Origin of the sequence: Paucibacter sp. M5-1 (assembly GCF_027498415.2) — a bacterium.
Classification (GTDB): Bacteria; Pseudomonadota; Gammaproteobacteria; order Burkholderiales; family Burkholderiaceae_C; genus Roseateles_E.
In genome coordinates this window covers 4,211,484-4,235,406 of the sequence record NZ_JAPZLM020000001.1, presented here as the reverse complement: position 1 = coordinate 4,235,406, position 23,923 = coordinate 4,211,484, and the positions used below count along the sequence as shown (strand labels likewise).

Genomic DNA, 23,923 nt, shown 5'->3' with positions numbered 1-23,923 from the left:
TATCGCGGGCTGAGCGCGTGTAGCTAAAAGTCCGGTGGGATTTTGCCATGAAGAGCCGACGCTCCCTTCCCTTCTTTGAGGACCGCGCAAACCCTAGCTAGCAATGTCCCATCAGCCCTATGGATCGCAAGCAGCCCGTCAGCGCACAGGGCCGATCAGGACTGCTACGCGCCTTCCGCTTCGGCCGCCCCTCACCCCTCCCTCCTAAACCCCACCGCCGCCCGCATCAACTGCTTGGTGTAGTCCTGCTCGACCCGGCTCTCGGCCAGCGCCACCGCGTCCACCTGCTCGACCATGCGCCCCTGCTGCATCACCAGCAGGCGCTCGCAGAGATGGGTGACGACGCCGAGGTCGTGGCTGACCATCACGAATGTGAGGCCGCGCTCGCGGCGCAGGGATTCCAGCAGGTTCAAGACCTCGGCCTGCACCGAGGCGTCGAGGGCCGAGGTGGGTTCGTCGAGCAAGAGGATCTGCGGCTGCAGGATCAGCGCGCGGGCGATGGCGATGCGCTGGCGCTGGCCGCCGCTGAGCTGATGCGGGTAGCGGAAACGGAAGCCCTGGCCCAGGCCGACCTCGTCGAGCGCGCGGCGGATGCGGGCCTCGGCATCGGCGGCCATGCCGTGGATGGCCAGCGGCTCGGCGAGGATGCGGTCTATGGTCTGGCGCGGATGCAGCGAGCCGTAGGGGTCCTGGAACACCATCTGCACCAGGCGGCGGAAGGTTTTGCTGCCGGGCTCGGGCTGTGAACCGGCGCCTATCAACCTGACCGTGCCGGCCGTGCGCGGCGCCAGGCCGCAGATCGCGCGCAGGATGGTGGACTTGCCCGAGCCCGATTCGCCGACCAGGCCGAAGCTCTCGCCGGGCGCGACGGTGAAGCTCGCCTCATGTACCGCGGTGAACTCGCCATAGCGAACCTGCAGGCCCTGTACTTCAATGCCCAATCGGGAGTCCCCGCTCACAGCTTCCACTCCTCTTGTCGGTTCAGCGTCGGCAGCGGATGGCGCGACGCGCCCAGGCGCGGCAGGCAGTTCAGCAGGCCTTGCGTATAGGGGTGCCTGGCCGCCTGCAGCTCGGTGGCGCGCACCTCCTCGACCACCTTGCCGGCATACATCACCAGCACCCGGTCGCAGAAGCTGGCCACCAGGCGCAGGTCATGCGAAACAAAGATCAGGCCCATGCCGCGGTCCTTGACCAGCTTGTCGAGAATGCCCAGCACCTGCAGCTGCACGGTCACGTCCAGCGCCGAGGTCGGCTCGTCGGCGATCAGCAACTGCGGCTCGGCGATCAGCATCATCGCGATCATCGCGCGCTGGCCCATGCCGCCCGAGACCTCGTGCGGGTAGAGCTTGTAGACGCGCTCTGGGTCATCGATCGCGACATCGGCCAGCGCCCGCAGCACCCGCTGCCTGGCCTCGGACGAGGACAGCCCGCGCTGATGGGCCTGCAGGCTCTCGCGGATCTGCTCACCGATCTTCATCACCGGGTTCAGCGAATACTTGGGGTCCTGCAAGACCATCGCGATGCTGCCGCCGCGCATCGCGCGGCGCTGGGCCGGTGTGGCGCCGAGCAAGTCCTGACCCTTGAAAGCCAGGCGCTTGGCCGTGATGCGGGCCTCGGGCGCGGTCAGGCCCAGGATGGCACGGCCGGTCTGCGACTTGCCGGAGCCGGATTCACCGACGATGCCCAGCCGCTCGCGGCCCAGGCTGAAGCTGACGCCGCGCACCGCCTCGAACAGACCGCCGTCGCGGGTGAGGAATGAGACACGCAGGTCCTCGACTTCGAGCAGCGCAGGGGTGGTGTCGCTCATCACTTATTACTTTTCGGGTCGAGGGTGTCGCGCAGGCCATCGCCGAGCAGATTGAAGGCCAGGCTGACGATGAAGATGGCCAGGCCCGGCCCCGCCGCCACCCACCATTGGTCCAAGACATACTGCCGGCCGGCCGCGATCATCGCGCCCCATTCGGGCATCGGCGGCTGCGCGCCCAGGCCCAGGAAACCGAGGCCGGCGGCGGTCAGGATGATGCCGGCCATGTCCAGCGTGACGCGCACGATCACCGAGGGCAGGCACAGCGGCATGATGTGGCGCAGCACGATGCGGCTGTGCGAGGCACCGACCAGCTGCACCGCGGCGATGTAGTCGGCCTGGCGTATCGTCAGCGTCTCGGCCCGCGCCATGCGCGCATAGGGCGGCCAGGAGGTCAGCGCGATGGCCAGCACCGCGTTCTCGATGCCGGGGCCCAAGGCCGCGACAAAGGCCAGCGCCAGGATCAGGCGCGGGAAAGCCAGAAAGATGTCGGTGACGCGCATCAGCACCGCGTCTATCATGCCGCCCCGGTAGCCGGCCACCGTGCCGACCAAGAGGCCGATGGGCGCGGCCAGCACGGCCACCAGAACGACGACAAAGAGCGTGATGCGCGAGCCGTGGATGATGCGCGAGAGGATGTCGCGGCCCTGGTCGTCGGTGCCCATCCAGTGCGCACTCGATGGCTCCAGCAGCCGGGTCGTGCGCAGATCGCCGACGCTGGGGTCATAGGGCGCCAGCTGGTGGGCGAACAGGGCCATCAGCATCAGTAGCGCGACGATGGTCAGGCCCACCAGGGCCAGGCGGTTGCGCGCAAAAGTGCGCCAGCCGGCATAGGCCCGACCAAGCGCGGCCTGGCGGCGCGACTCAGGCCGCTCGCTCATCAGCCACTGATGCAGGTTTTTCAGATCGGTGCTCATCGGACGCGTGTCCTCGGATCCAGCATTCGGTACAGCAAGTCAGACAACAGATTCAGCGCCACGAAGATCGAGCCCACCACCAGGGTGCCGCCCAGCACCGCGTTCATATCGGCGTTCTGCAGCGAGTTGGTGATGTACAGGCCCAGGCCCGGCCAGGCGAACACGGTCTCGGTCAGCACCGAGCCCTCCAGCAGGCCGGCATAGGACAGCGCGATCACCGTGACCAGGGGCACCATGGCATTGCGCAGCGCATGGCGCCAGATGATGCGGGCCTCGCTCAGCCCTTTGGCGCGGGCCGCGATCACGTATTCCTGGCTCAGCTCGTTGAGCATGAAGGAGCGTGTCATGCGGCTGATATAGGCCAGCGAGAAATAGCCCAAGAGCGCGCCGGGCAGTATCAGGTGCGAGAGCGCATTGCGAAAGGCTTCCCACTCACCGGCCATCGCCGTGTCCACCAGCATCAGCCCGGTGACCGGCGTGACGCTGTACTCGAAGGCCACATCGATGCGCCCCGGCCCCGCCACCCAGTCGAGCTTGGCATAGAACAGCACCAGGGCCATCAGGCCCAGCCAGAAGATGGGCACCGAGTAGCCGACCAGGGCCATCACCCGCACGGCCTGGTCGACCAGGCCGCCGCGCCGCACCGCCGCCCAGACGCCCAGCGGCACGCCCAGGCCGGCACCGATGAGGATGCCCACGGTGGCCAGCTCGAAGGTGGCTGGGAACACCCGCTTGATGTCCTGCAGCACCGGGTTGGAGGTCAGCACCGAGGTGCCCAGATCGCCCTGGGCGACCTTTTGCAGATAGAGCCAGAACTGATGCCAGAGCGGCTTGTTCAGTCCCATCTCCTCGCGCACCCGGGCGATCACATGCTCGGGCGCGCGATCGCCGACCACGGCCAGCACCGGGTCCACCGGGATCACCCGGCCGATGAAGAAGGTCACGGCCAAGAGGCCCAGATAGGTCAGCGCGATGACCACCAGAAATCCGCCCAGGGCGCGCGCCCTGGGCTTCAGCGCCCGAGCAAATCCCGTCATCAGCGCTTGGAGACCTTGAACATGTAGTTGGTGCTGAAGGTCGGGCCCAGCTTCAGGCCGCTGAGATTGCTGCGGTAGGCGGCCACCTCGGTCTGCTGGAACAGGATCACGAAGGGGCTGGTCTTGCGGAACTCGGCCTGGATATCCTGGTACATCTTGGCGCGCTTGGAGCCGTCACGCTCCAGCGCGGCGGCATCGCTCTTCTTGGTCAGCTCGGGAATGTCCCAGGCATTGCGCCAGGACAGCGGCTTGGCGGCCGCGCCGTCGCTGTTGTCGGCATTGCGCGCGAAGGTGTCGGCATTGGTGTGCGGGTCCCAGTAGTCGGCGCCCCACTGGCCGATATAGATGTCGTGGCTGCGGGCGCGGTACTTGGTCAGCGTCTGCTTGCCGTCGCCGGGGATGATCTCGATGTCGATGCCGGCGCGCTTGGCGGTCTGCTGGAAGCTCTCGGCAATGCCCTGCACCGGCTGCACGGTGCGCATATCGATGGTGACCTTGAAGCCGTCCGGGTAACCGGCCTTGGCCAAGAGCGCCTTGGCCTTGGCCACATCGAACTTGAAGGGCTTGTCGGTGCTGGCGCCCAAGAGGCCTACCGGCAGGAAGTTCTGGTGGATCTGGCCGATGTGCTTGACCAGGGTCTCGCCGATGCCGTCGTAGTCCACCAGCAGCTTCATCGCCTCGCGCACCTCGGGCTTGGCCAGCGCCGGGTTCTTCATATTGAAGCTCATATAGACCACGGTGCCCTTGGGCGCGGCGGTGGTCTTGATGTCCTTGCTGGCGGCCAGGGCCGTGATGTCCTGCGGCGCCAGGTTGCGGGCGATGTCGATATCGCCCTTCTCCAGCAGCAGGCGCTGGGTCGCGGCCTCCTTCACATGGCGGTAGATCACGCGGGCCAGCGGTGCCTTGGCGCCCAGGCTGTAGTTCTCATTGCGCTCCAGCGCGACGATCTCGTTGGCACGCCACTCGCGCAGCTTGTAGGGGCCCGAGCCGGCGTAATTGGTCTTCAGCCAGGCGTAGCCCATATCGCCATTGGCTTCCTTGCTCAGCACCAGCTTCTTGTCCAGCACCGAGGCCACATCGGCGGTCAGGCAGTTCAGCACCAGCGTGGTCGCATAGGGCTTGTCGGTTTCGATCGTCAGCGTCAGCGGGCCGGTCTGCTTGATGCGGTCCTTGACCACGTCCTTCTTCAGGCCGAACTGGGTCAGGATGAAGGCCGGCGTCTTGTCCAGCAGCACCGCGCGCTGCAGCGACCAGACCACGTCCTCGGCGGTCAGCGCATTGCCGGAGGTGAATTTCAGGCCGGGCTTGAGCTCGAAAGTGAAGGTCTTGCCGTCGGCCGAGACGGTCCAGCTCTTGGCCAGGTCACCGATCACCTTGGACGGGTCATTCACATCCAGGCGCAGCAGGCGGTCATAGGTATTGCCGAGGATCTCGCCGGCCGAGAGCTCGAAGGATTCGCCCGGGTCCATCGAGATGATGTCGTCGAAGGCGAAGGCCTGAACCAGGGTGTCTTTGGGCGTGGCGGCCGGCGCGATGCCATAGGCCAGGGCCAGGCTGGCGGCCAGCAGGCCGTGGACGGTGCGGCGGGAGATCTTGGGGCTCATGAGCATCGGGTTTCCTCGACTGATGGCTGCGTTGTGGGGTAGACGAACAGCGCATTCTTGCCCGCGCTCCGTGCTATCCCGGGTGGTGTAAACCAGTAGCGCCGGCGCCGGCGGCGATAGCGGTTGAAGAGCCTGGCATAGCCGCAGGGCATGGACCGTGCGCAGCGCGCACAGTTCAGCCCGGCAGCTGCCGGGCCAGCGCGCGGCCGCTGAGCCAGGCGCCCTCGACCTTGCCGCCGTTGAGCCAGTCGCCGCACAGGCCCAAGCCGGTCTCGGCCCGCCAGACGCTGCCCAGGCTCAGGGCCGCTTGCGTGTCGGCATAGCGCCAGCGCTGCGCGGTCCAGGCCGCGGGCGCGGGCGCACCCAGCGCGGCAAAGGCCTGCAGCAGCTCGGCCGCCACCGTGTCGGCAGGCCAGGTCAGCCGGGCCTCGCTCCACTCGGCCTCGGCGTGCAGGAGCCAGGTCTCGGGCCCGCTGCCGACAGCGCGGCCGGGCTTGCTGCTGTCGCGCGCGAGCCAGCGCAGCGGCCCGCTGTTGACGAAGGCGGCATCGAAGGGCAGCGCCAGCGCCGCCGGGTAGCGCAGCATCAGCGCCCAGCAGCCGCGCATGCGGACGCTGTCGGCCAGCGCGGCCAGTTCTTCCTGAGCGGCGGTCCGCAGCAGCGCGCCGGCCTGGGGCGCCGGCAGGGCCAGCAGCAGCGCATCGAAGCGCGCCGCCAACAGGCCCTGCTCGGCGCTGTGCAGCCGCCAGCCCCCGGGCTCGCGCTGCAGCGCGGTGATGGTGCAGCCGCTGCTGAGCGCCAGCTCGGCGGCCAGCAGCCGGGCCGGCGCCGTCATCCGCGGCAGGCCGACAAAGCGCTCCAGCCCGGCCTCGCGGCGGTGCCGATCGGCCTCGCCGATGACGCTCAGGCGCGGCGTCCACAGCGCGGCGGCGCCGGCCGCCAGCCAGCGCTGCAGCTCGGCACGGAAGTCCGGATCGCGGGCAGTGAAGTACTGCGCGCCGTGGTCGCATTGCCAGCCGGCCGCCTCGTCGCGCCGGGTGCTCATGCGGCCGCCGGGGCCAGCGCTTTTCTCGAACAGCCGCACCCGGTGACCGGCCTGCTGCAAGGCGTCGGCACAGGCCAGGCCGGCGATGCCGGCGCCGATGACGGCCAGCTCAAGGCGCACTGAGGAAGAGCTCATGGCGGCGCATTGTGCCGGCTTGTCCCGGCCGCGGCAGGGCTTGGCCATCTCGGCTACGCTGCGGCCATGACAGCAGCCCCGCCTCCAGACCAAGCGCTGCTTGGCAAACTGCCCGACGGCTACCGTGCCCTGGTCATCGGCGCCTCAGGCGCCCTCGGCGCCGCTTTTGTGCAGGCCTTGCGGGCCGACCCGCGCTGCGGGCTGTGCGTCGCACTGCACCGCCACTCGGCGCCGCTGGCCATCGATTTCGCCCGACCCGACAGCATCGCCGAGGCGGCCGCTGCGCTGGCCGACCAGGGCCCCTTCCAGCTGATCATCAACGCGGCCGGTCTGCTGCACGGCGAGGGCTTCATGCCCGAGAAACGCCTGGCCGATCTGGACCCGGCGCAGATGCTCGCCACCTTCACCGCCAACACCTTCGGGCCGGCCCTGCTGCTGCGCCATTTCACGCCGCTGCTGGACGGCCGGCAGCGCAGCGTGTTGGCCCTGCTCTCGGCCAAGGTCGGCAGCATTGGCGACAACCGGCTGGGCGGCTGGTACAGCTACCGCGCCTCCAAGGCCGCGCTGAATATGCTGGTCAAGACCGCCGCGATCGAGCTGCGCCGCAGCAAGCCCGACGCGCTGATCCTGGCCCTGCATCCGGGCACGGTCAGCTCGGCGCTGTCCGCGCCCTTTCGCGGTGCCGAGATCGGCCGGCCGGCGGCGCTGGCGGCCGCCCAGATGCTGGCCGTGCTGGACGCCGCCCGCCCTGAGGACAGCGGCGCCTTCCTCAGCTACGACGGCAGCACGCTGCCCTGGTGAGCGGGCCGGGCTTGCGGCCCGGTGCTAGCGGCCGAGCTGCCGGCTGTAGGCGTAGAAGACCTCGTCGCGCACCCAGCCCAGCGACTCATAGACCGATTGCGCGGCCCGGTTGGTCTTGGCCGTCGTCAGGTCCATGCGGGCCTTGCCCTGTTCGAGCGCCAGCCGCTCGGCGGCCTGCAGCAGCGCCCGGCCCGTGCCCGAGCGGCGCGCCACCGGCGCGACATAGAGGTCGTAGAGCGCATAGATGGGCCGGGCCTCGACCGAGCAGAAGCTCGGGTAGAGCTGGCAGAAGCCGATGGCCTGCCCCTGGGCATCGCGGGCCAGCAGGATCACCGACTCCTGTTTCTGCAAGCGCTCGCGGATGAAGCCGGTGGCCAGCGCGAGATCCGGCGCCTGCTCGTAGAACTGGCGGTAGGCGTCGAACAGGGCCGCGACAGGCTCGAGATCGGCCAGCGTGGCGAGTCGGATGCCGCCCGCATCGACAAGGTCCTTGCTGCAGGACTGCGCCTCGAAGCTCAGATCGGCGGCGGCCACCGGCGTCACGCGCGGCCCGAAGCTGCCGATGTCGGCCAGCGTGCGGTTGTGATGGGCGCTGATCTGGGCGGCCGACAGCAGCGGGCCGTCCAAGGTCGAATGGCCGTCGGCCACCAGGCTCACCGGATAGCCCAGGCCCAGCGCGCGGCGCACCGTGGTGTCGACGCAGAACTCACTCTGGAAGCCGCAGACCACCAGGCGCTCGACGCCCAGGCGCTGCAGCAAGGCCTGCAACTCGGTCTTGTGAAAGGAGTCGGTCGCGGTCTTGCCCAGCCGGATATCGCCGGGCTGCACCGCCAGACCGGCGGCCAGCTGCCAGCCTTCGCTGCCATGGTCCAGCGCGCCGCCGACCGACTGATGCTGGATCAGGATCACCGGCATGCCGGCAGCCCTGGCCTTGGCGCAGACCGTATTGATGCGCTCGATCACGCGGTCGGCGTCGAAGGCGGCATAGACGCCGTGGCTGAGGGCATGTTGGACATCGATGACGAGGACGGCTTGATTCATGGAATGGTGAGAGTTTGAGAAGCGCGAGGACGCGAACGATAGGAAGCAACAGCGATCGCGAAGTTCGCGAGCGAAATCGCCAGGAATCCAAAGGGAGCCAGCGGCCACAGCTCCGACCAGGCGCGATGCCTGGCCTTGTCGTTGCTCAGGATGAGCGCGAAGTGTCGGTCAACATCGGCAAGCTCCAAGGTCTTGAGTCGTGAGCGATCCATGTACTTCTGGCTGAGCTGTTCGACCGCCGTTTCCGTGCTGTGCTTCAGCAGCGGAATCCGCGTTGCGCAGTACAGGGCAAGCGCCAAGGAGGCAATGGCGCAAAGAGTCGACAGGGCAATGATGAGGCGCATGAGGGCTAAGGTGAAAAGCTTGTCAAAACGCGACTTCATCGATGGGCAGCCACCATGACAGAGCCCGCATCGGCACGAGCTCGAATCCGTAGTAGTTGCCGCCGCCGTTGGGCGGCTGATCCCAGCGGCGCGAGATGGGCTGGCCGCTGAGATGGCAGTACAGCAAGGTGCCGACGGCGCCATGCGAGACGATGGCGATAGCTCCTGAGCTGGTATCGGCTGCGGCGAGCGCGGAGACCGCCTTGACGATGCGAGCCTGTGCATCGGCGGCGCGTTCCCAGCCGCGTACCGATCGCAGCGGCTCGGCGAAAAATGCATCGGCCATGGCCTCGAACTCCTCGGGCGGCAGGAAGCCGGTGGCGGAGCGGTCGTTCTCGCCAAGCTCGGGGGCGATCTGAACGCCTAGCGACAGATGCGCGGCCAGGATGTCAGCGCCATCGATGGCCTTTTGCTCGCTGCTGCAGTAGACCGCCGAGACCTCGGCCAGCCAGGGCTGGGCCAGGGCCTGCCGCATGCGCGAGCGGCCCAGCTCGGACAGCGGCCAGCGCGGCACCGGCACATCCCGGCTGATCACGACATTGGGATGGCTGATGAAATAGAGCCGGCGCGGTTCAGCGCTCATGGCGGGTCCTTGATGGCGGCGACGACGGAGCCAGATTCTGCCGTCTCGACAAGTCATCCAGGCCCGACAAGCGCCCGCTCTTTTGGGGGATGACGAAGGACAGGGCTACGATGCGCGCCCTGCCCTTTGTACTGCTGCTGCCGATGATGCGCCGTTCCGTTCTGCTGATTGCCACGCTGTTTGGCGCCGTCGTGATCGCCGTCCTGCTGGCCGGCCGCTCCGGGCTGGTGCCGGAGGCCACAGCGCCGCTGACGGCAGGCCCCGCCCCCACCGTCATCGGCTGGCGCGGCCAGTTGCGGCCCGGGGCCGGCGACGGTGTCGAGGGCTGGCGCGACGGCCCGGCGGTCCAGGCCCGCTTTGCCGACCCTTACGGCCTGGTCGCCGATGCGCGCGGCCGGCTTTATATCGCCGACGGCGGCACCAGCAACCGCATCCGGCTGCTGACGGCCGAGGGCCAGGTCTTGACCCTGGCCGGCAGCGGCGCCGAGGGCTGGCGCGACGGCCCGGCCGCCGAGGCGGCCTTTCATACGCCCTCGGGACTGGCGCTGGACGCCGCCGGCAATCTCTATGTGGCCGACACCGGCAACCACCGCATCCGCAAGATCACGCCCGAGGGTCAGGTCTCGACCCTGGCCGGCGACGGCCAGCCGGGCCACCGCGACGGGCCGGCCGAGCAGGCCCGCTTCAACGGGCCGCTGGGCCTGGCCGTCGATGGCCAGGGCCGGATCTGGGTGGCCGACAGCTACAACGACCGCATCCGTCTGATCAGCGCCGGGGGCCAGGTCTTGACCCTGGCCGGCGGCGAGCTGCCCGGCGAGCGCGACGGTATCGGCGCCGAGGCCCGCTTCGACACGCCCGCCGCGCTGCTGATAGCCGCCGACGGTCATGCCCTGGTGGCCGATGCCGGCAATAACGCGATCCGCCGGGTGGCGCCGGACGGCACGGTCACGACCGTGGCGCGCGCCGCGCCGGACGATGAGCAGGCCTTGCTGCGCCGCCCGCTGAGCCTGGCGCTGAGCCATGACGGCCATCTCTATATCGGTGTGCAGGCGCGCGGCCGCGTGCTGCAGCTGACGCCCAATGGCCAGCTGCAGCAGATCACCGCCGGCGACCGGCTGGCCCGGCCCACCGGCCTGGCGCTGGCGGCCGACGGCAGCCTGCTGGTGGCCGATGCCGCCAGCCACCGGTTGCACCGCCTGGCCGCCGTCGCGCCCGGCCAGAGCCAGGCGGCGCTGGGCGAGCTGGGGCCGTCGGCGCAGCAGCCGCTGCCGCAGACGGCCGGGCGCTGGCCGCTCAAGCCGCAGCAGGGCCCGCACGAGGTGGTCGGGGTGCTGGGCGAGGTGCGCGGCGGCAGGAGCAACAAGGGCGAGCGCACGATGGAGCCGCGCCACCATCTGCATGGCGGGCTGGACATCGCCGGCCCGGTCGGCGCCGAGGTGCTGGCAATCGCCGACGCCAAGGTCACGAGCCCGCTGGCCAGCTGGGGCTTTGGCGAGCTGAGCGAAGGGCTGGCGCTGGGGCCGCTGGCCTATGTCCATCTGCGGGTCGGCCGCCATGCCGACGGGCGGCCGCTGGATCCGCAGCGCTTCGTGCCGCTGCGCGACGAGCAGGGCCGGCCCGAGCGCATGCGGCTGCGGCGCGGCACCCGCTTTGAAGCCGGTGAGGTGCTGGGCACGCTCAACGGCATGGCCCATGTGCATCTGAGCCTGGGCGCGCCCGGCCACCAGGGCAATGCGCTGGCCCTGGGCTTCAAGGACTTCAGCGACCGGCAGCCGCCGCGCATCGTGTCGGTCGAGCTCTTCGATGCGGCCGGCGGCCCGCTGAACGCGCGCGTGGGCGGCGATCTGCTGCTGCCTGCCGACCCGTCCGGCCTCAGCGTGGTGGTCGAGGCCTGGGACCAGGTCGACGGCAACAAGCCGAGCCGGCGCCTGGGCCTGCAAAGCCTGGCCTACCAGCTGCTCGACGAGGCGGGCCGGCCGCTGCCGGGCTTCGAGCCGCCGCGCCGGCAGATCGGTTTCGAGCAACTGCCCCAGGGCGATGTCGACGAGGACCGCATGACCCAGCTCGCCTATGCCGCCGGCAGCGGCGTCACGGTGCACGGCCAGGCCAGCACCCGCTTTCGCTACCAGCTGATGAACCGGGTCGACCAGGGGCGCCTGGCCGAGGGCCGGCTGACCCTGCCGGCGCCGGGCCGCTACCGGCTGCGGGTGCTGGCGCGCGACTGGGCGGGCAATGAGGCGACTCGGGAGCTCAGGCTGCAGCAGGCAGCGCCGCCGCCGCGCTGATCGCGTACAAACACCCCATGCCGCTGACACTGAACACCGCCCGTCTGCTGCTGCGCCCCTGGCGCGACAGCGACCGCGCGCCCTTTGCCGCGCTGAATGCCGACCCGGAGGTGATGGAGTTCTTCCCCGCGCTGCAAAGCCGTGAGCAGAGCGATGCCAGCATCGATCTCTGGACGGCCCAGTTCGCCGAGCGGGGCTGGAGCAACTGGGCGGTGGAACTGCGCGACAGCGGCGACTTCATCGGCTTCATCGGCCTGAGCGTGCCGCGCCGCCAGCTGCCCTTCTCGCCCTGCGTGGAGATCGGCTGGCGGCTGGCGCGTGCGCACTGGGGCCAGGGCCTGGCCACCGAAGGCGCACGGGCAGCGCTGGCGGCAGGCTTCGAACAGCTGGGCCTGGCCGAGATCGTGTCCTTCACCGCGCTGACCAATCTGCGCTCCCGTGCGGTGATGGAGCGACTGGGCATGCGCAGCGACAGCGCCGAGGATTTCGACCACCCCGCCCTGCCCATGGGCCATGCGCTGCGCCGGCATTGCCTGTACCGGCTGACACGCGAGGATGGGCTAGGCCGCCTCTGAACCCAGCTTGCGCAGCTGCGCCAGCCACTTCTTGCGCGTGGCCTCGCTGAGACCCTCGACGCTGCCGATCAGGGTCTCCTGTACCGGTGCGATGCCGACAAAGCCGAGGATGTTGCGCTCCAGCGATTTGAGGCTGTGGGCGCGGAAGTAGTAGCGGTACAGCGCGGCCGGCATGCCCATGGTCACGAGCACACGGGCGGAGCGGCCGGCGAGGCCCTTCTTGGCCAGCATATTGTTGCCCTCGCTGTGGAAGGCAAAGCCCGGCCGCGCCACCTGCTCCAGAAAGCCCTTCAGCAGCGCCGGCATATCGCCCAGCCAGAGCGGAAACACGATCAGCAGATGCTGGCACCAGGCGATCGCATCCTGGGCCTCTTGCAGGCCGGCCGGCAGCGCGCCCTGCTGCCATTCGGCCTGGCTGCGCAGCAGCGGGAAGTCCAGCCGCGCCAGCTCGACACGGCGCAGCTCATGGCCGGCATCGAGCGCGCCGGCCGCATAGGCATCGGCCAGCGCATGGCATAGATGCGGGGCGCTGCCGTCGGGATGGCCCTGGATGATCAGGAGGCGGCTCATGCTGCGCATGCTGAGCCCGCCGGCCTCCGCCGGGCTTGATGTGGGTCAGGGTTTGGCGTGGGGCAGCAGCCGGTGGCCGACCCCGGCGTTCATCGCATTGAGAATGTCGCCATTGTCCTGACTCAACTCCCAGGCGAACAGGCCGGCCAGGCCCGCCTCGAGCGCATAGCGACCCTTGGCCCGCACCGCGCGCGGGTCGTCGTAGCCGATGAAGAGCTGCCGCTGGGGGTGGTGCAGATTCCAGGCCTCGGTCACCGGGTCGAAGCGGGCCTTGAAGCCGCGCAAGCCCTGACCCTTGGGGCCGAGGTAGCGCTGGGCGATCTCGCGGTAGACCACGGCGCCGTCGGCGCCGGGGAAGGCGGCCTTCTTGGCCGCGCCGGTGACGGGTCTTGCCACGCCGGCGAAGCCGCGCCCGTACATGGCCACGCCGGCCACCAGCTTGGACGCCGGCACGCCGGCCGCCACCATATTGCGCACCGAGCGCTGCAGGCTGTCGTCGGCCTCGGGGGCGCTGCTGCGCAGCGTCGTGTGGTTGCCGGCCACGGCCGACCAGGCGCCGTAGAAGTCGTAAGTCATCATGAAGACCAGGTCCAGCGAGGTCTGGGCCTGCTTGAAATTGATGCGCTCGACGATGGCGCTGGTGGTGTTGATCGCGGTCGTCAGCAGATAGGGCCGGCCGGTCTCGGCCGTCAGCGCATCGAGCGCGCGGCGCAGCTCGCTCATCAGATCGGCATAGCCCTGGCCATCGGCCGGGCTGCCGAGCTGCACGCCGTTGACCGCGCCATTGCCGCCGGGGTGCTCCCAGTCGATGTCGATGCCGTCAAAGCCCGGGTGCGCGCGCAGGAAGGCGACGGCCGAGGCGGCAAACACCGCGCGCCGCGCCGCGTCGTTGGCCAGATGGAAGAAGGGATCGGAGCCGCCCCAACCACCCACCGAGGCGACGACCTTGATGTGAGGCTGGCGGGCCTTCAGACGCAGGAAGGCGGCATCGAACTCGCTGTCGACCTTGCCGGTGGCCAGCTCGAAAGCCTGCTTGCCCTCGCACTTGCTCGCATCCTGCGCCAGCTGACCCGGGCCGCAGATGCGCAGAAAGGCATAGAGCAGATGGCTCAGGCTGCCGGGCTTGATGGCATCGACGACGGCCACCGGCTCCCAGTTCGGCACATAGGCGCCGACCACCTTGGCATCGCTGCCGCGCTCCACCGCCAGCGGCCCGGCGCCGAACAGCGGCGGCTCGGCTTGGGCCAGTGTGGTGCTCAGGAACAGGCCGGTGGCCAGCAGCAGGGAACGCATCGCTCGGTGTCTCCATCAGGGGCTAGTAGCCCCGAGACTAACACCAATATGATGCCAATTTAATACCAATTAAGGTGCCAGCGTGACGCGCAGCTGCAGCTCACGGCTGCTTTGGCCCTCGGCGTCGCTGCTGCTGATCACGCCGGCCTGGGGTTGGCGGGTCGCAGCGCCGCTGCGCGCCACCGTCAGCCAGTCGCCCATCGCCACCAGCACGGTCGACAGCAGTTCGCTCTGCGCCCCGCTCTGCTGGCCGGCACCCAAGGCACGCAGCTCGACCCGCACCGGCTGCTTGCCGCCCGGCCAGGACGGGGTCAGCACAAAACCGCGCTGGCGCTCGATGGGCAGGCTGTGGGTCTGGGCATGGATGCGCGGGCGCTCCCTCCCACCGCCGCGCAGCTCGACCCCATAGTCCAGCCATTGCAGCAGCTCGGTCTCGCTGAGCAGCACGCTGGCCTGGTAGCCATTGAGCACCAGCACGCGCTGGATCTGGCTGCCCTCGGCCTCCTGGCGCCGGGTCGAAAGCGTCAACCCCGGCCGGGGCGAGACCGAGCCGGCCGTGCCCACCACCACGCCGCCCTGGCGCACGCCGGCCACCGCCGCGCCGCTGACACTGGACTCGGCCCAGCGCAGCTCGACCAGCAGGTTCTGGCGCGGCCCCTCTGCCGCCCGGCCCAGGACCGGGGCCAGCAGCAAGAGGCCGCAGCCCCGCAGCATCAGGCGTCGTTGATCAATCATGGGGCTAGCATAGCGAAGGCCGTCACGGCCGGGTATGGAGAAGTCCATGGCAAAGCTTGTTGCGCTCTACAAGAAGCCGGCCGATGCGGCCGCCTTCGACGCCCACTACCACGCCACCCATGTGCCGCTGGCCAAGACCATTGCGGGCTTGCGCCGCTACGAGGTCAGCAGCGGGCCCGTGATGACGCCGCAGGGCGAGTCGCCGCTGCACCTGGCGGCCATCCTGAGCTTCGACTCGCTGGCGGCCCTCCAGACCGCGATGGCCTCGCCGCAAGGCCAGGCCACCGCCGCCGACCTGGCCAACTTCGCGCAGGCCGGCGTGGACCTCCTGATCTTCGACAGCAAGGAGGTCTGAGCCGGCGCCGGGTCAGCCGGGCCGGCCCAGCATCAACACCGTCGTATAAGGCACCGCCACCCGGCCGTCCCGCGCAAAGCGGGCAAAGATCTCGCGCACCGTCGCTGTGACGACCCGACCCGGCTCGCTGTCGGGCCGGGGCATATAGGAGCGCGAGAACACCAGGCTGATCAGGCCGGCCTCGTCCAGCCCATGCTCGTGCGGCCACTGCCATTCGCGCGGCGCGGTGCCAGCGAAGAAGCGTCCGACCTGGCCGCGGTCCTCGTGCGCCAGCAGGCGCAGCCGACCCTCGCCGCCATGGCGCTCGAACACCTCCTCATCCAGCGCCAGGTGCAGCGGCTGCTCGCGCCGGCGGTCGTTCCAGACCAGCGCCACCTGGCCGGCGGGGCTCAGCACCCGCAAGGCCTCGGCCCGGGCGGCCTCGGGCTCGAACCAGTGGAAGGCCTGGGCGGCGGTGATCAGGTCCAGACTGGCAGCGGCGGCCGGTATCGCCTCGGCCCGGCCCTCGGCGCTGCGGTAGCCGGCGAGCGCACCCAGCCGCGCATCGCAGGCCGCGCGCATCGCCGCATTCGGTTCCACCGCCAGCACCTGCCAGCCGCGTGCCAGCAGGCCCTGGGTCAAGAGCCCGGTGCCGGCGCCGACATCGGCGACACGGCGCGGTGCCAGCTCGCGGGCCAGCGTGTCGAACAGGGCCGGCGGATAGTCGGGCCGCGAGGCCTGGTAGTCGGCCACCTTGGCGTCGAACACCGCGCCGACGCCGCCGCTGGCCGCATACAGGCCGCGCAGCGCGGCGCCCGTGTCTTGTTGATCATGAGCTTGTGTCATGAGCGCGTAGCATAGCCCGCCACCCTCACGATACCGATATGAGCGAACACTTCTACGAACCCCGGCTGGGCCATGGCCTGCCGCATGACCCCTTCAACGCCATCGTCGGCCCGCGCCCGATCGGCTGGATCTCGTCGCGCGACGCGGCCGGCGTGCTGAACCTGGCGCCCTACAGCTTCTTCAATGCCTTCAACTACACGCCGCCCATCATCGGTTTCGCCAGCACCGGCTGGAAGGACACGGTGCGCAATATCGAGGCCACCGGCGAGTTCGTGTGGAACCTCGCGACGCGCGATCTGGCCGAGCAGATGAACGCCAGCTGCGCGGCCGTGCCGCCCGAGGTCGACGAGTTCGCGCTGGCCGGGCTGGCGACGGCGCCCTCACGCATCGTCGGCGTGCCGCGCGTGGCGGCCGCGCTGGTGTCCTTCGAGTGCCGGCTGAGCCAGCTGATACGGCTGCAGAGCGCGGCCGGCGCGGCGGTCGATACCTGGCTGACCCTGGGTGAGGTGGTGGGCGTGCATATCGCCGAGCAGCTGCTGGTGGACGGTATCTACGACACCGCCGCCGCCCGCCCCATCCTGCGCGGCGGCGGCCCGGCCGACTACTTCGAGCTGGGCGAGCGCTTCAAGATGCGCAGGCCGGCATAGAGCGAGGGCCACAGCAGGTTCAGCGCCAGCCCGCTCATCACCAGGGCGGCCGCGCCCAGCTTCCACGGCGGCAGCGGCTCACCCAGCAACAGGGCCGCGCTGCCGATGCCGAAGACCGGCACCAGCAAGGCCATGGGCACGATGGTGGCGGCCGCATGCCGGGCCAGCAGCCAGCCCCAGACGCCGTAGCCGAACAAGGTGTTGCCGACCGACTGCCACAGCACGGCGGCCCAGGTGCCCCAGCCCGCCTGCTGCAACCCCTGCGCGATCGCGGCCGGGCCTTCGACCAGCAGGGACAGCAGGATCAGCGGCGGCACCGCGAACAAGCTGGTCCAGACCATATAGGCCAGCATATTGACGCGGCCGGCTCGCTTGCCGACGAGATTGCCGCAGGCCCAGCTGAAGGCCGCGGCCAGCACCATCAGCACGCCCAGCACCGTGGTGCTGCCATCGGTGTGCGAGGCGATCACCGCGATGCCGCCGGCCGCCAGCGCCAGGCCCAGCCATTGATAGCCCTGCACCCGCTCCTTGGCCAGGCGCATCGCCAGCAGCAGCGTGAAGAAGACCTGGGTCTGCACCACCAGCGAGGCCAGGCCCGGCGAGATCTGGGCGCGCATCGCCAGATAGAGCACGCCGAACTGGCCGACCCCGATCAGGAGACCGTAGGCCGCCAGATTGCGCCAGCCGACCTGGGGCCGCGGCAGGAAAAAGATCGCCGGCAGCACCGCAAAGAAAAAGCGCAGCGCCGCGAACAGCAGCGGCGGCAAGGCGTTCAGGCCCAGCTTGATGACGACGAAGTTGCTGCCCCAGATGGCGACAACGGCCAGCGCAAGCAGGAAGTGGCGGATGGGCATCGCGGCATGAGTCATGGCCGCAGCCTACCCTAGCCCACCTCGACCCGGTTGCGGCCCTGCGCCTTGGCCTCATAGAGCAGCAGGTCGGCCCGCTCCAGCAGCTGGGCCAGCGTCTCACTGCCGCGATATTCGGTCAGGCCGATCGACACGGTGATGCCCAGGGCCTGGGCGCCGACCGGGATCAGCAGGCTCTCGACCTGCAGGCGCAGGCGCTCGGCGCCGGCGCGGGCGGCCGGCAGCGCGGTGTCGGTCAGCAGCAGCACGAATTCCTCGCCACCCCAGCGCGCCAGCACATCGGCGCCGCGTATCGCCGCCAGCGCGGCCGGCGCGAAGGCGCGCAGCACGGTGTCGCCGGCGCTGTGGCCATGGCCGTCGTTGATGCGCTTGAAGTGGTCGAGGTCCAGCAGGGCCAGGCAGAAACCCCGGCCCGAGCGACGGCTGCGCAAGACCTCCTGCTCCAGCAGCTCCTGCATGCGGCGGCGGTTCAGCAGGCCGGTCAGCTCGTCGCGGGTGGCCATGGTCTGGATCTTCTCCAGCGCCAGCTGCAGCTCCTGCTTCTGCACCGCCAGGCGCCGGCGGATCTGGCTGAGCCGCCCGGCCAGCAGCGACACGCTGGGCAGCATGAAGGCCAGCATCAGAAAATGGCCGAACTCGACCGCCGGCCGGTAGACCTCGGGCCGCCGCATCGCCATCACCAGCATCACCAGGCCCAGCAGCAGCAAGGCATAGAGGCTGACCCACAGCGCGCTGCGCGCGCGCAGCTGGAACATGCCGAACATCAGGATCACGGCCAGGATCGGGAAGATCGCGCCGCGCACCGGGCCAGCCAGCGCATAGCCGGCGGCCGCACTGCTGATCGCGTACAGCATCTGCGGCACCGTCAGCGAGGGGTCCGGCAGGCGGCTCGACCAGCCGCTGCGGATCAGCAGGTAGAAGCCGATCAGCCCGCCCAGCGACAGCAGTGTCCACCAGAGCACCGGCGCCACCGGCGCCTTCGCGACCCAGACCGCGTACTGCATCACCAGCACGCTCAAACCCATCAGCAACAGGGCCAGCCCGGCCTGGCCCAGCCGCAGCCGCTGGGCGGGGTCGGTCGTCAGCAGCCAGTCAGCCAAGCGTTCGTGCATGGGCGGCGAGCCTAACTCAAGCGCCCGTCTTTCCAGTGGCACGATTGCTCAAGGATTGCAAATGCGTCAGCGGCATCGCCGCGCCGGCCTTGACCTCGCCCAGCGAGAAGCTGGTGTGGATATCCTTCACATTGGGCAGGTTCAGCAAGGTGTCGATCGAAAAGCGCGAGAAGGCGTCCAGATCGGTGGCCATCACCTGCAGCTCGAAGGTGCCGGCGCCCGAGATGTAGTGGCAGGCCACGACCTCCGGCAGGGCGCGGATCGCGGCCTCCAGCTCGCGGGTGACGCTGCCGGCGCTGCGCTCGGTATCCACCCGCACAAAGGCCAGCACGCCCAGGCCGACCTTGCGGCGATCAATCTCGGCGCGGTAGCCGGTGATATAGCCCCGGTCCTCCAGCCAGCGCACGCGCCGCCAGGTTGGTGCGGCCGACAGGCCGATGCGCGCGGCCAGCTCGGCGTTCGAGAGGCGCGCGTCGCGCTGCAGCTCCACCAGGATGGCGATGTGATAACGGTCCAGGCCCTCGCCCGGCTCCGCATCGCCGTCGGCCTCGGAGTTGTTTCTAATGGTTTGCCCTGATAAGGGCTTTCTGGAAGCCAAACCAAATCCTCAATGTAGATCTGAGCAAGATTATTGCTCCAGGGGCCGATTTTGCGCGCCAATGAGAAAGCACCACGCGGGCCGCTTTCCCTACACTGCGCGGCGGGCCTCAAAAGACCCATACTCACGATCAGCGCGGCCGCCACAAGTGGCCGACGCTGCTTGTCGCCCCACAGGAGACCGAAGCCAATGAACGCACCGCTACCCGAACACATCTTGCGCGCCCTAGAAAAGGTCTCGCTGGACGACAAATACGCGCTCGACCATGGGCGCGCCTTCATGAGCGGTGTGCAGGCCCTGGTGCGGCTGCCGATGCTGCAGCGCACCCGCGATGCGATGGTCGGCCTCAACACCGCCGGCTTCATCTCCGGCTACCGCGGCTCGCCGCTGGGCGGCTACGACCAGATGCTGATGCAGGCCAAGAAGCATCTGGCCAAGCAGAACATCGTGTTCCAGCCGGGCGTCAACGAGGAGCTGGGCGCCACCGCCGTCTGGGGCACGCAGCAGCTCGATCTGTTCCCCGAGAAGAACAAGTTCGACGGCGTGTTCGGCATCTGGTACGGCAAGGGGCCAGGGGTTGACCGCTGCATCGATGTGTTCAAGCACGCGAACATGGCCGGCACGGCCAAGCATGGCGGCGTGATTGCGGTGGCCGGCGACGACCATATCGCCAAGAGCTCGACCGCCGCGCACCAGAGCGACCACGTCTTCAAGGCGGTCGGCTTCCCGGTGTTCTTCCCGAGCAGCGTGCAGGACATCCTGGACATGGGCCTGCATGCGTTTGCGCTCAGCCGTTTCTCGGGCCTGTGGTCGGGCCTGAAGACGATCCAGGAGATCGTCGAATCGTCCGCCTCGATCAGCGTCGACCCGGACCGCGTCAACATCATCCTGCCGGAAGACTTCCAGATGCCCGAGGGCGGCCTGCACATCCGCTGGCCCGATGCGCCGCTGGAGCAGGAAGCGCGGCTGATGGACTACAAGTGGTACGCCGCACTGGCCTATATCCGCGCCAACAAGCTGAACTACAACGTCATCAGCACGCCGCAGGACCGCTTCGGCATCATCGCCAGCGGCAAGGCCTACAACGACACCCGCCAGGCCCTGCACGATCTGGGGCTGGACGACGACACCTGCCGGCGTCTGGGCATCCGGCTGCACAAGGTCAATGTGGTGTGGCCGTTGGAAGCGACGATCACGCGTGACTTCGCGCAAGGCCTGCAGGAGATCCTGGTGGTCGAAGAGAAGCGCCAGATGATCGAGTACCAGGTCAAGGAGGAGCTCTACAACTGGCGCCCCGATGTGCGCCCGAATGTGCTGGGCAAGTTCGACGAGATCGAAGGCGACAACACCGGCGGCGAATGGAACCAGCCCAACCCCAGCCAGAACTGGCTGCTGCGCCCGCAGGCCGACCTGACCCCGGCCATCATCGCCCGCGCGATCGCCAAGCGCCTGAAGAAACTGGGTGTCGACGCCGATGTGCAGTCGCGCCTGGATGCGCGCGTGGCCATCATCGACGCCAAAGAGAACTCGCTGAAGCTCGAAGAGAAGACCGCCGGCGGCGCCGACCGCACGCCCTGGTTCTGCTCGGGCTGCCCGCACAACACCTCGACGCGCGTGCCCGAGGGCTCGCGGGCGGTGGCCGGCATCGGCTGCCACTACATGGTGTCCTGGATGCCCGGCCGCAACACCGCCACCTTCACGCAGATGGGTGGCGAGGGCGTGCCCTGGGTGGGCCAGCAACCGTTCACGACCGAGAAGCACATCTTCGCCAACCTCGGCGACGGCACCTACTTCCACAGCGGCCTGCTGGCGATACGCCAGAGCATCGCCTCGGGCGTCAACATCACCTACAAGATCCTCTACAACGACGCGGTCGCGATGACCGGCGGCCAGCAGGTCGGCGAGCGTCCCGAGGGCCATAGCGTGATGCAGATCATGCAGAGCGTCACGGCCGAGGGCGTGGCCAAGCTGTGCATCGTCACCGACGAGCCGAGCAAGTACAACGGCGTCGCACTGCTGGCCGGTGTCACCGTGCACCACCGCGACGAGCTGGACGCGATCCAGCGCCAGTTCCGCGAGATCGTCGGCACCTCGGTCATCATCTACGACCAGACCTGTGCGACCGAGAAGCGCCGCCGCCGCAAGCGCGGCAAGCTGGTGGACCCGGCCAAGCGCGTCGTCATCAACGAGCTGGTCTGCGAGGGCTGCGGCGACTGCTCGATCCAGAGCAACTGCCTGTCGGTGGAGCCGCTGGAGACCGAGTTCGGCCGCAAGCGCCAGATCAACCAGAACAGCTGCAACAAGGACTACAGCTGCGTCAAGGGCTTCTGCCCGAGCTTCGTCACCGTCGAGGGCGGCGAGCTGAAGAAGCCCAAGAAGGATAGCAAGCTCAGCCCCTTCGACAGCAGCCTGCCGGCCCTGCCGCAGCCGCTGATTCCGAACCCCGAGCGGGCCTGGGGCATCGTTGTCGGCGGTGTCGGCGGCACCGGCGTGATCACGATAGGCCAGTTGCTGGGCATGGCCGCGCATCTGGAAGGCAAGGGCGTGATCACCCAGGATGCGGCCGGCCTGGCGCAGAAGGGGGGCGCCACCTGGAGCCATATCCAGATCGCCAATCGTGCCGAGGACATCCACTGCACCAAGGTCGGCACGGCCGAGGCCGATCTGGTGATCGCCTGCGACTCCATCGTCGCGGCCAACAAGACCACGCTGGCCGTGATGCGTGAGGGCCGCACCTATGTGGCGCTGAACACCCATGGCTCGCCGACCGCCAGCCTGGTCAACGACGCCAACTGGAGTTTCCCCGGCGCCGCCTGCGAGAGCGCGGTGGCCAAGGCGGTGGGCCCGGCCCTGCTGGGCAAGTTCGATGCCGAGGAGGTCTCGGTCAAGCTGCTGGGCGATTCGCTCTACACGAACCCGCTGATGCTGGGCTATGCCTGGCAGCAGGGCCGGGTGCCGCTGTCCTATGCCGCGCTGATGCGGGCGATCGAGCTCAACGGCGTGCAGATCGACAACAACAAGGCCGCGTTCGAATGGGGCCGCCGCTGCGCCGAGGATCTGGCCGCCGTGCAGGCCTTGTTCGCTGCGACCCAGGTGATCCAGTTCGTCAAGCGCCCCGGCCTCGACGAGATCATCACCAAGCGGGTCGAGTTCCTGACCGGCTACCAGGACGCTGCCTACGCGCAGACTTACCGGACCTTTGTCGACAAGGTGCGCGCCGCCGAGGCGCCGCTGTCCTCGACCAGGCTCAGCGAGGCGGTGGCCCGCTATCTGTTCAAGCTGATGGCCTACAAGGACGAGTACGAGGTCGCGCGCCTGCATACCGACAAGAGCTTCACCGACAAGATCGCCGCGCAGTTCGAGGGCGACTACAAGCTGGTTCACCATCTGGCCCCGCCGCTCTTGGCCAAGAAGAACGACAAGGGCGAGCTGATCAAGCAGCAGATGGGCGGCTGGATTCGCCCGGCCTTCGGCCTGCTGGCCAAGCTCAAGGGTCTGCGCGGCACCGCCTTCGACATCTTCGGCCGCACCGAGGAGCGCAAGATGGAGCGCCAATGGATCGTCGACTACCGCGCCGGCATCGAACGCGCGCTGGCCAAGCTGTCGGCGGACAACTTGGCCACTGCGGTCGAGCTGGCCCGCGTGCCCGAGGACATCCGCGGCTACGGCCATGTGAAGGAGCGCCATCAGCGGCTGGCCCGGGCCCACTGGGAGCGCCTGCTGGCCGGCCTCTGAGCCCTCAGATCGCGGCCTGGCTGGGTATCATGGGCCCATGCTGCTGTGCCGCTGCTTCCTTGTCCTGCTGATGTGCCTGAACACCGGTGCATGGGGCAAGGACAAGCTGGACGAGCGGCCGCTTGTGCGGGCCTGCGGTCACCCGGCCGCGCCGCCGATGAGCTGGGATCATGAGGGGCAGCTGATCGGCGTTTGCGTGGACGCCGCGCGGCAGGCCTTCTCGGCCGTTGGGCTGGCGCTGCAGGTGGAGCCGCCAGGCCCGTGGAGCCGTTGCCAGCTGATGGTCGAGACCGGCGAGGTCGACCTGAACCTGTGCGGCTTTGCGACCGACAAGCGGCGCGAGTATGCGGTGATGGTGGAACCACCGGTCGGCCGCAACGAAGCGGTGCTGATCGTGCGCCGAAACAGCCACCTGGTCTACAGGTCCTGGGCCGACCTGAAGGGTCTGCGCATCGGCATGGGGCGTGGCGTGAGCTTCGGATCGGAGTTCGACAGCTATCTGGCGCAACATGCCCGGCTCGATATTGCGATCAGTGAAACGCACAATCTGCAAAAGCTCGCCCTTGATCGACTCGATGCGGTAATCACGGCACGCATCGCAGGCCAGCAATTGATACGCAATATGGGCTGCGAGGGGCAGTTGCGCGTGCTGCCGGGCAAGGTGATCGAGGGGCAGCTGTTCATGCAGATGTCCAAGCGCTCCAAGCACCTGGCCGTGCTGCCGCAGCTGAGTTCGTTCCTGAAGCAGCCGGCCCAGGTCGCGTGGTTGCAGGCCCAGCAGCAGGCCCTCGAAACCAGGTACGCCCAGCTGCATCCGGCGACGCAGACCGAGTTTTGCGGGCGCTGAAGAGTCCCGTGCGCAAGGCCTGACCCCGTCGGCTTGATCCGCAGCCCGCAGCACCAAGACCTGCGGGCTTTTTGTTGACACACCGCACAAGGCTCAGGTCTGGGCGCCAAAACAATGACTGTTCCGC

23 protein-coding genes and 1 pseudogene are annotated in these 23,923 nt (G+C 68.9%); 7 read left to right on the top strand and 17 right to left on the bottom strand.

The window, feature by feature from the left end:
• Positions 1–191 precede the first annotated feature (191 nt).
• The 6 genes from O5M90_RS20010 to O5M90_RS19985 form a co-directional block, all read right to left on the bottom strand.
• Positions 192–959 carry an ABC transporter ATP-binding protein gene (locus tag O5M90_RS20010; RefSeq protein WP_269838307.1) on the bottom strand — a complete coding sequence of 256 codons (768 nt, stop codon included), beginning with the start codon at positions 957–959 and terminating at the stop codon, positions 192–194.
• Positions 956–1,807: an ABC transporter ATP-binding protein gene (locus O5M90_RS20005; protein ID WP_269838308.1), complete on the bottom strand. Its 852-nt coding sequence runs from the start codon at positions 1,805–1,807 to the stop codon at positions 956–958. Before O5M90_RS20005 ends, O5M90_RS20010 begins: the two co-directional genes overlap by 4 nt.
• Positions 1,807–2,721 (bottom strand): nickel transporter permease, encoded by a 915-nt coding sequence (gene nikC, locus O5M90_RS20000; protein WP_269838309.1) that lies wholly within the window; start codon positions 2,719–2,721, stop codon positions 1,807–1,809. The genes O5M90_RS20005 and nikC overlap by 1 nt, the downstream gene beginning before the upstream one ends.
• On the bottom strand, positions 2,718–3,758 hold the full coding sequence (locus tag O5M90_RS19995) for an ABC transporter permease (protein WP_269838310.1): 1,041 nt from the start codon (positions 3,756–3,758) through the stop codon (positions 2,718–2,720). The genes nikC and O5M90_RS19995 overlap by 4 nt, the downstream gene beginning before the upstream one ends.
• The gene (locus tag O5M90_RS19990; protein ID WP_269838311.1) at positions 3,758–5,362 is read right to left on the bottom strand and encodes an ABC transporter substrate-binding protein; all 1,605 of its coding nucleotides are present in this window, start codon (positions 5,360–5,362) and stop codon (positions 3,758–3,760) included. The genes O5M90_RS19995 and O5M90_RS19990 overlap by 1 nt, the downstream gene beginning before the upstream one ends.
• Before the next feature lie 175 nt (positions 5,363–5,537).
• Complete coding sequence (locus O5M90_RS19985) at positions 5,538–6,542, bottom strand: NAD(P)/FAD-dependent oxidoreductase (RefSeq protein WP_269838312.1); 1,005 nt, start codon at positions 6,540–6,542, stop codon at positions 5,538–5,540.
• A gap of 66 nt (positions 6,543–6,608) precedes the next feature.
• Here O5M90_RS19985 and O5M90_RS19980 point away from each other — a divergent pair, with 66 nt between their 5' ends.
• Positions 6,609–7,343: an SDR family NAD(P)-dependent oxidoreductase gene (locus O5M90_RS19980; RefSeq protein ID WP_269838313.1), complete on the top strand. Its 735-nt coding sequence runs from the start codon at positions 6,609–6,611 to the stop codon at positions 7,341–7,343.
• A gap of 24 nt (positions 7,344–7,367) precedes the next feature.
• Here O5M90_RS19980 and O5M90_RS19975 read toward each other — a convergent pair whose 3' ends face one another.
• From O5M90_RS19975 to O5M90_RS19960, 4 genes and pseudogenes are all read right to left on the bottom strand, one after another.
• A complete protein-coding gene (locus O5M90_RS19975; RefSeq protein ID WP_262972394.1) occupies positions 7,368–7,811 on the bottom strand; it encodes a GNAT family N-acetyltransferase in 444 nt (147 codons plus the stop codon).
• 162 nt (positions 7,812–7,973) lie between these two features.
• Positions 7,974–8,384 (bottom strand): annotated as a pseudogene (locus O5M90_RS19970) (cysteine hydrolase family protein); the annotation flags it as partial.
• A complete protein-coding gene (locus tag O5M90_RS19965; RefSeq protein ID WP_269838314.1) occupies positions 8,381–8,767 on the bottom strand; it encodes a hypothetical protein in 387 nt (128 codons plus the stop codon). The pseudogene O5M90_RS19970 and the gene O5M90_RS19965, both read right to left, overlap by 4 nt.
• The gene (locus O5M90_RS19960) at positions 8,751–9,350 is read right to left on the bottom strand and encodes a histidine phosphatase family protein (RefSeq protein WP_269838315.1); all 600 of its coding nucleotides are present in this window, start codon (positions 9,348–9,350) and stop codon (positions 8,751–8,753) included. The genes O5M90_RS19965 and O5M90_RS19960 overlap by 17 nt, the downstream gene beginning before the upstream one ends.
• A 110-nt stretch (positions 9,351–9,460) precedes the next feature.
• On the opposite strand from O5M90_RS19960, the gene O5M90_RS19955 reads away from it, so the two are divergent.
• Both O5M90_RS19955 and O5M90_RS19950 read left to right on the top strand, forming a co-directional pair.
• Positions 9,461–11,635 (top strand): gluconolaconase, encoded by a 2,175-nt coding sequence (locus tag O5M90_RS19955; RefSeq protein ID WP_269838316.1) that lies wholly within the window; start codon positions 9,461–9,463, stop codon positions 11,633–11,635.
• Between the two features lie 17 nt (positions 11,636–11,652).
• A complete protein-coding gene (locus tag O5M90_RS19950; protein WP_269838317.1) occupies positions 11,653–12,210 on the top strand; it encodes a GNAT family N-acetyltransferase in 558 nt (185 codons plus the stop codon).
• On the opposite strand, the gene O5M90_RS19945 is transcribed toward O5M90_RS19950, so the two are convergent.
• The 3 genes from O5M90_RS19945 to O5M90_RS19935 all read right to left on the bottom strand — a co-directional run bounded on the left by O5M90_RS19945 (position 12,196) and on the right by O5M90_RS19935 (position 14,808).
• A complete protein-coding gene (locus O5M90_RS19945; RefSeq protein ID WP_269838318.1) occupies positions 12,196–12,780 on the bottom strand; it encodes an NAD(P)H-dependent oxidoreductase in 585 nt (194 codons plus the stop codon). The genes O5M90_RS19950 and O5M90_RS19945 overlap by 15 nt on opposite strands.
• Before the next feature lie 45 nt (positions 12,781–12,825).
• The gene (locus O5M90_RS19940) at positions 12,826–14,073 is read right to left on the bottom strand and encodes a glycoside hydrolase family 18 protein (RefSeq protein ID WP_269838319.1); all 1,248 of its coding nucleotides are present in this window, start codon (positions 14,071–14,073) and stop codon (positions 12,826–12,828) included.
• A 69-nt stretch (positions 14,074–14,142) separates the two neighbouring features.
• The gene (locus O5M90_RS19935) at positions 14,143–14,808 is read right to left on the bottom strand and encodes a hypothetical protein (RefSeq protein ID WP_269838320.1); all 666 of its coding nucleotides are present in this window, start codon (positions 14,806–14,808) and stop codon (positions 14,143–14,145) included.
• Between the two features lie 46 nt (positions 14,809–14,854).
• Between O5M90_RS19935 and O5M90_RS19930 the strand changes: the two genes are divergently transcribed.
• A complete protein-coding gene (locus O5M90_RS19930) occupies positions 14,855–15,163 on the top strand; it encodes an EthD family reductase (protein WP_269838321.1) in 309 nt (102 codons plus the stop codon).
• 12 nt (positions 15,164–15,175) lie between these two features.
• On the opposite strand, the gene O5M90_RS19925 is transcribed toward O5M90_RS19930, so the two are convergent.
• Positions 15,176–15,988, bottom strand: coding sequence for a class I SAM-dependent methyltransferase (locus tag O5M90_RS19925; protein WP_269838322.1), 813 nt, complete (start codon positions 15,986–15,988; stop codon positions 15,176–15,178).
• 38 nt (positions 15,989–16,026) lie between these two features.
• Between O5M90_RS19925 and O5M90_RS19920 the strand changes: the two genes are divergently transcribed.
• Positions 16,027–16,635: a flavin reductase family protein gene (locus O5M90_RS19920; protein ID WP_137942866.1), complete on the top strand. Its 609-nt coding sequence runs from the start codon at positions 16,027–16,029 to the stop codon at positions 16,633–16,635.
• On the opposite strand, the gene O5M90_RS19915 is transcribed toward O5M90_RS19920, so the two are convergent.
• Genes O5M90_RS19915 through O5M90_RS19905 form a run of 3 tightly spaced genes read right to left on the bottom strand, consistent with a single transcriptional unit; the run spans position 16,590 to position 19,181 of the window.
• Positions 16,590–17,489, bottom strand: coding sequence for an EamA family transporter (locus O5M90_RS19915; protein ID WP_269838382.1), 900 nt, complete (start codon positions 17,487–17,489; stop codon positions 16,590–16,592). The two genes, O5M90_RS19920 and O5M90_RS19915, sit on opposite strands and share 46 nt — an antisense overlap.
• A gap of 29 nt (positions 17,490–17,518) precedes the next feature.
• Positions 17,519–18,616, bottom strand: coding sequence for a GGDEF domain-containing protein (locus O5M90_RS19910; protein WP_137942864.1), 1,098 nt, complete (start codon positions 18,614–18,616; stop codon positions 17,519–17,521).
• A 16-nt stretch (positions 18,617–18,632) separates the two neighbouring features.
• Positions 18,633–19,181: an Lrp/AsnC family transcriptional regulator gene (locus O5M90_RS19905; RefSeq protein ID WP_137942938.1), complete on the bottom strand. Its 549-nt coding sequence runs from the start codon at positions 19,179–19,181 to the stop codon at positions 18,633–18,635.
• 222 nt (positions 19,182–19,403) lie between these two features.
• Between O5M90_RS19905 and O5M90_RS19900 the strand changes: the two genes are divergently transcribed.
• Complete coding sequence (locus O5M90_RS19900; RefSeq protein WP_440402289.1) at positions 19,404–22,949, top strand: indolepyruvate ferredoxin oxidoreductase family protein; 3,546 nt, start codon at positions 19,404–19,406, stop codon at positions 22,947–22,949.
• Between the two features lie 37 nt (positions 22,950–22,986).
• Positions 22,987–23,796 (top strand): substrate-binding periplasmic protein, encoded by an 810-nt coding sequence (locus O5M90_RS19895; protein ID WP_137942862.1) that lies wholly within the window; start codon positions 22,987–22,989, stop codon positions 23,794–23,796.
• Positions 23,797–23,923 lie beyond the last annotated feature (127 nt).

What these genes read in the sequence shown, in the direction of transcription:
- O5M90_RS20005 (WP_269838308.1), bottom strand. Translation starts at nt 1,807, where the DNA reads ATGAGCGACACCACCCCTGCGCTGCTCGAAGTCGAGGACCTGCGTGTC.
- nikC (WP_269838309.1), bottom strand. Translation starts at nt 2,721, where the DNA reads ATGAGCACCGATCTGAAAAACCTGCATCAGTGGCTGATGAGCGAGCGG.
- O5M90_RS19995 (WP_269838310.1), bottom strand. Translation starts at nt 3,758, where the DNA reads ATGACGGGATTTGCTCGGGCGCTGAAGCCCAGGGCGCGCGCCCTGGGC.
- O5M90_RS19990 (WP_269838311.1), bottom strand. Translation starts at nt 5,362, where the DNA reads ATGAGCCCCAAGATCTCCCGCCGCACCGTCCACGGCCTGCTGGCCGCC.
- O5M90_RS19985 (WP_269838312.1), bottom strand. Translation starts at nt 6,542, where the DNA reads ATGAGCTCTTCCTCAGTGCGCCTTGAGCTGGCCGTCATCGGCGCCGGC.
- O5M90_RS19980 (WP_269838313.1), top strand. Translation starts at nt 6,609, where the DNA reads ATGACAGCAGCCCCGCCTCCAGACCAAGCGCTGCTTGGCAAACTGCCC.
- O5M90_RS19965 (WP_269838314.1), bottom strand. Translation starts at nt 8,767, where the DNA reads ATGAAGTCGCGTTTTGACAAGCTTTTCACCTTAGCCCTCATGCGCCTC.
- O5M90_RS19960 (WP_269838315.1), bottom strand. Translation starts at nt 9,350, where the DNA reads ATGAGCGCTGAACCGCGCCGGCTCTATTTCATCAGCCATCCCAATGTC.
- O5M90_RS19955 (WP_269838316.1), top strand. Translation starts at nt 9,461, where the DNA reads ATGCGCGCCCTGCCCTTTGTACTGCTGCTGCCGATGATGCGCCGTTCC.
- O5M90_RS19950 (WP_269838317.1), top strand. Translation starts at nt 11,653, where the DNA reads ATGCCGCTGACACTGAACACCGCCCGTCTGCTGCTGCGCCCCTGGCGC.
- O5M90_RS19945 (WP_269838318.1), bottom strand. Translation starts at nt 12,780, where the DNA reads ATGAGCCGCCTCCTGATCATCCAGGGCCATCCCGACGGCAGCGCCCCG.
- O5M90_RS19940 (WP_269838319.1), bottom strand. Translation starts at nt 14,073, where the DNA reads ATGCGTTCCCTGCTGCTGGCCACCGGCCTGTTCCTGAGCACCACACTG.
- O5M90_RS19935 (WP_269838320.1), bottom strand. Translation starts at nt 14,808, where the DNA reads ATGATTGATCAACGACGCCTGATGCTGCGGGGCTGCGGCCTCTTGCTG.
- O5M90_RS19930 (WP_269838321.1), top strand. Translation starts at nt 14,855, where the DNA reads ATGGCAAAGCTTGTTGCGCTCTACAAGAAGCCGGCCGATGCGGCCGCC.
- O5M90_RS19925 (WP_269838322.1), bottom strand. Translation starts at nt 15,988, where the DNA reads ATGACACAAGCTCATGATCAACAAGACACGGGCGCCGCGCTGCGCGGC.
- O5M90_RS19920 (WP_137942866.1), top strand. Translation starts at nt 16,027, where the DNA reads ATGAGCGAACACTTCTACGAACCCCGGCTGGGCCATGGCCTGCCGCAT.
- O5M90_RS19915 (WP_269838382.1), bottom strand. Translation starts at nt 17,489, where the DNA reads ATGCCCATCCGCCACTTCCTGCTTGCGCTGGCCGTTGTCGCCATCTGG.
- O5M90_RS19910 (WP_137942864.1), bottom strand. Translation starts at nt 18,616, where the DNA reads ATGCACGAACGCTTGGCTGACTGGCTGCTGACGACCGACCCCGCCCAG.
- O5M90_RS19900 (WP_440402289.1), top strand. Translation starts at nt 19,404, where the DNA reads ATGAACGCACCGCTACCCGAACACATCTTGCGCGCCCTAGAAAAGGTC.
- O5M90_RS19895 (WP_137942862.1), top strand. Translation starts at nt 22,987, where the DNA reads ATGCTGCTGTGCCGCTGCTTCCTTGTCCTGCTGATGTGCCTGAACACC.